Raw genomic sequence first — 1,697 nt, forward strand, 5'->3', positions numbered from 1 at the left:
AATATGCTTCGTCTTAATAAAATGGAAATAAGCGATTCCACGATTGTCTCCTCTGATATAATTATGCCGAATTCCACTGTCACATTAGGAAGCGTCGAATATAAGATAAATTGGAACGACACAGCATTGATTTTAACATCTTCAAGTCCATCTGAAAGAAACTATCTCTCCAAATTGATGGATGAAGTTGGCCCCCTTCAAGATTATTATCGGAATAGCACTGCTACAATTAATAAAGAAAAGGAATTTATATTAATTGATTTTTGGGGAACATGGTGCCAGCCCTGCATAGCGGCTTTTCCAGATCTCATCGCTATCTACGACAAATTCGGCACCAAAATAAATATGATAAGTATACTCTATGATAAAGAAGAGAATAAAAAAAATGCGTCCGAAATTATATCATCCCAAAAGGCCGATTGGATTCATCTTTTTTTACCAATTTCTAAAAGTAGTAAAGAAAGTCTTGTTCCATCCATTTTTCCAGCTTACATTCTTTTAGATCGGAAAGGGGAAGTGATCTATCAGAATTCAGATGTTAGAGTTTTAGAAAAAATTTTAAAAAAGAATGTTAACTGATGAGGAAACTAAACACCTATGTAATTAATCTGCCTAATAGAAAAGATAGACTCACTCATATTTTAGACCAGTTTGAAGGTTATGATTATTTTAATCTAATAATCACGGCGGCTATAAGAGATAGCCGCGGTTCCATCGGACTTTGGAAGACAGTAAAAGAGATTTTTAAAACAGAAGCGAACAACGATGGAAATGAATATTTTCTAATTTGTGAAGATGACCATCTATTCACAGATGACTTCGATATCAATACCTTTATAAATCAAATAGAAATCGGAATTAACTTACAAGTAGATGTTTTACTGGGAGGAGTAAGTAGCGGGAGGGGCATTATAAAATATAACAGTGAACTAATATGGTTGGATAGCTTTTCAGGTACCCAATTTATGATTATTTACAAAAAGTTTATACCTCGTTTTTTGGAATCTGAACCAATCGATGACCACACAATAGATAGTTATATATCAGATATATCGTTAAGAAAGATGTGTTTTCATCCATTCATTTCTATTCAAGAGGATTTCGGATATTCAGATGCTACTGATAAAAATAATGATAGAAAAGTCTCTGCATTATTTATAAGCTGCTCTGATAAAATCAATATGTTAAAAAAAGTACATAAAAGGTTACACGGGGGACAATTTCTATCTAAATCTATTCAGAGAATAGGTTACTATATATTAAGTGGAAATAATTTAGTAGTAGATCACGAGCGATATCCGGAAATATCATCCCGTACCATAACTGATAATTTGACAGTCCGATATTTGAATTGTGATTATAAGACTGAAAAATTAGATATAATAGGATGTATTCAAGCTTGTGCCAAAAAGGCTCTTGAGGATAGGTTAGATTGTTTTCTTATGGTGCCAGCGCCCCTTTTAGTGAAAGAATTAGACCTTGAGTATATCATCACTAAAATTAAGGCGGCGAATAAATTTAATGCAAGTATTTTGTTATTTAATTGCGATTTGTTTAATGAAGCAATCGGAATTAGTGATGATTTATTCTGGATAGACGATTTTGGTGCTTCTGATCTAGTAGTCATATATTCACCTCTTTATAAATCTATATTACAGCTAGATAAAAAGATAAATAATATAAAGAAATTATCCGAT

Annotated in this window: 2 protein-coding genes; both read left to right on the forward strand. The window is 32.3% G+C overall.

Going from position 1 to position 1,697, the window contains the following annotated elements:
- On the forward strand, window positions 1-579 hold a 579-nt coding region (locus B3C94_RS12810; RefSeq protein ID WP_293904220.1), incomplete at its 5' end, for a TlpA family protein disulfide reductase.
- A partial coding sequence (locus B3C94_RS12815) for a hypothetical protein (RefSeq protein ID WP_293904222.1) occupies window positions 579-1,697 on the forward strand: 1,119 nt, incomplete at its 3' end. The genes B3C94_RS12810 and B3C94_RS12815, both read left to right, overlap by 1 nt.

It is taken from the genome of Sphingobacterium sp. UBA5670 (assembly GCF_002420705.1).
Classification (GTDB): domain Bacteria; phylum Bacteroidota; class Bacteroidia; order Sphingobacteriales; family Sphingobacteriaceae; genus Sphingobacterium.